Source organism: Deinococcus pimensis DSM 21231 (assembly GCF_000519345.1).
Taxonomy (GTDB): domain Bacteria; phylum Deinococcota; class Deinococci; order Deinococcales; family Deinococcaceae; genus Deinococcus_A; species Deinococcus_A pimensis.
In genome coordinates, this window is the sequence record NZ_KI912619.1 from 1889 (window position 1) to 4827 (window position 2939).

3 protein-coding genes and 1 pseudogene are annotated in these 2939 nt (G+C 72.8%); 1 reads left to right on the forward strand and 3 read right to left on the reverse strand.

The window, feature by feature from the left end; translation table 11 throughout:
- From DEIPI_RS38680 to rapZ, 3 genes and pseudogenes are all read right to left on the reverse strand, one after another.
- Positions 1-211 (reverse strand): annotated as a pseudogene (locus tag DEIPI_RS38680) (glucodextranase DOMON-like domain-containing protein); the annotation flags it as partial.
- A 55-nt stretch (positions 212-266) separates the two neighbouring features.
- Positions 267-1511, reverse strand: coding sequence for a gluconeogenesis factor YvcK family protein (locus DEIPI_RS0101630; RefSeq protein ID WP_084473874.1), 1245 nt, complete (start codon positions 1509-1511; stop codon positions 267-269).
- Between the two features lie 98 nt (positions 1512-1609).
- Positions 1610-2446 carry an RNase adapter RapZ gene (rapZ, locus tag DEIPI_RS0101635; RefSeq protein WP_027480639.1) on the reverse strand — a complete coding sequence of 279 codons (837 nt, stop codon included), beginning with the start codon at positions 2444-2446 and terminating at the stop codon, positions 1610-1612.
- A gap of 153 nt (positions 2447-2599) precedes the next feature.
- Between rapZ and DEIPI_RS38685 the strand changes: the two genes are divergently transcribed.
- A partial coding sequence (locus DEIPI_RS38685) for an AAA family ATPase (protein ID WP_045233427.1) occupies positions 2600-2939 on the forward strand: 340 nt, incomplete at its 3' end.

Below are 2939 nucleotides of genomic sequence, written 5' to 3' on the forward strand. Positions count from 1 at the left end.
ACGGGTTGCCCGCGCCGCCCATGCCCACCGTGACGCGCAATCTGCCGTTCACGTTCTCGGCGCGCAGTTCGCGCAGGTCCAGCGCCCGCTCCGCGCCGCCCACCAGCGCGCGCGGCAGGACGTACGAGCCGTCCCCGTTGACGTCCCCGGCGGGGTCTGGAACGGACAGCAGCGCGGCGGCGAGGGACGGGAGGAACGCGGCGAAGTTCACACGGGCGAGTATAGATCAGGGGAAAGGCGCGGCGATGGGACGGCCCGCCCGCCGCTCAGTTCCCGCGCGACAGGAGCTTCAGGAGGGCCGCCGCGAGGCGGTCCGGGTCGTGTTGGCCGGTGTTCTCGCGCAGCAGGGGCGCGAAGCGCACGCGGGTGCGGAAGCTGGGCGTGCTGCCGCGGCTCGACAGGATGTGCGCGCCCTCGCGGGCGTAGCGCTCCCTCACCGTCACCGTGACGGGCGCGCTGTTCACCAGCACCCAGTCGGGCGTGCGCCCGAGGTGCTCGCGCAACGTGAGCTCGTGCGCCTCCAGGTCGAGGTCGTCCGTCTCGCCGGGCTCGCTCATGACGTTCGCGACGTACACCACGCGCGCCGACGTGTTCCGCACGGCCCGCGCCACGTCCGGCACGAGCACCGCCGGGATGAGGGACGTGAACAGGCTGCCCGGCCCGATCACGACGAGGTCCGCCTCCATGATGGCGCTCACGACCTCCGGCAGGGCGCGCGCGTCGGGCGGGTCGAGCGTGACGCGCGACACGCGCCGCCCCGCGCGGTCCCGCCCGAAGGTGCTCTCGCCCCGCACGGTGGAGCCGTCCGCGAGGTGCGTGACGAGCGTCGTCGGGGTGGGCGTGGCGGGGTACACCTGTCCGCGGACGCGCAGCACCTCGTGGACGTCGGCCATGGCGTTCGCGAGCCCGCCCTGCTCCTCGGAGAGCGTGGCGAGCATCAGGTTGCCGAAGGTGTGACCCGACAGGCCCTCGCCACGCTGGAAGCGGTGCAGCAGCAGGCGCGCCAGCACGGGCGAGTCCGACAGGGCCGCGTAGCAGTCCGTGAGGTCGCCCGGCGCGATCATCCCGAGGTCCTTGCGCAGCCGTCCGCTGCTGCCGCCGTCGTCGCTGACCGCCACGACCGCCGTGATGTTGCTGCTGTAGTTCTTCAGGCCCGACAGCAGGTTCGACAGGCCCGTACCGCCGCCGAGCGCCACGACGCGCGGACCGCGCGACAGGGTGCGCCGCACGTAGATGTGATCCACCGCCTCGTCGGGCTTCGCGCCGATGGAGCGCAGCAGGCTGCGGTTGAGCAGCAGCACGCTCGCGATGGCGCCCGCGAACGCGAGGGCCATGACCGCGCCGCCCGCCGCCCACAGCGGCATCACCTGCGGGTCCGTGAGGGCGTTGAGCCACAGGATCCAGCGCGTCGCGACCCAGCGCAGCGGACCCGTCCACACGAGGTGCAGGAAGCCCACCGCGAGGATCAGCACGCACACGATCAGCGTCGCGAACCAGCGCTTCACGCCCATGCCGGGCGTCATCCACTTCACGGCCCGCTGACCCGCCACGCGCGCGCGCGTGGGATCGGCCTTCACGTCGACCTTCACGTCGGGCCCGAGGGTCTCCTTCACGCGTGCTCACCCCGCGTGACGTCCCGGTGGTCCGTGACGCGCGCCCCGAGGTCCGCGAGGTCGTGCGAGAGACGCTCCGTCACGGCGACGCTGCGGTGACGGCCGCCCGTGCAGCCCACCGCGACGTTGTAGCTCCGGCGGCCCGAGGCGCGCGCCCGTTCGGCGCTGTCGCGCACGAACCCCAGGACGCGCTCGTAGTAGTCGTCGCCCTCGCTGAAGACGTGCGCGGCCACGTCGGTCTCCAGGCCGGTGCGGTCGCGCAGTTCCGGCACGTAGTACGGATTGGGCAGGCTGCGGACGTCCAGCACGAGGTCCGCGTCGCGGGGCGGGGCGTGCTTGAACCCGAAGGACAGCAGACGCAGGTCGAAGCCCGCGTCCGTCCCGGCGATGTCGAGCACCCGCTCGGCGAGGTCGCGCGCGGACAGCAGCGTGGTGTCGATGACGTTGTCCGCGCGTTCGCGCAGCACGCCCAGCAGGTCACGCTCGTGCTGGAAGTCCAGCATGAGGCTCGGCTCGCCCAGGGGGTGCGCGCGCCGCGTGAGGTTGTAGCGCTGCAGCAGCACCTCGTCGGACGCCTCCAGGTACACCAGCCGGACGCCGCCCCGTCGGCGCAGGTCCTCCCAGCAGCCCTCCACGTCCGTGAGGTACGCGCGGGTGCGGGCGTCGGTGCACACCACCACGCACTCCTGCCCGCGCGTGCGCGCCAGGTCGTACGTGGCGCTCCACAGCTGCGGCGGGAGGTTGTCGAGCGTGAGGAAGCCCGCGTCCTCCAGGGCGCGCAGCGCGGTGTTCTTGCCCGCGCCGGACAGGCCGGAGAGCACGATGTACTTCACGTGCCGCGCTCCTCACGGCGGATGGGGGCGGGGCTGGAGGGGACCGTCATGAGGTCAGTCTAGCGTGACGCGCCCCGGCTTCCCTGACGCGCGCGGGCAGCTCGCCCTCTCATGAGTCCAGCAATTTTCGGAGGCGGCCCGTACAATGGCGCAGTGCGACTGCGCACCCTCACCACCCTCAACTACCGCAACCTCGTGCCGGGCACGCTGGACCTGCCGCCCGGACTCGTGAGCGTCTCCGGACCGAACGGGGAAGGCAAGACGAACCTGCTCGAAGCGGCGTACCTCGTGCTGACCGGCCTCACGGAGGCCGCGCGGCTCGATCAGCTCGTCACGCGCGGCGAGAAGGAAGCCTACGTCCGCGCGGACCTCGAGCGCGACGAGGGCGTCACCGTCCTGGAAGTCGGGCTGGGGCGCGGGCGGCGCGTCGCGAAGGTGGACGGCGTCCGCACCCGCGCGCTCGACCTGCCGCGCGGCAGCGCCGTCTGGATCC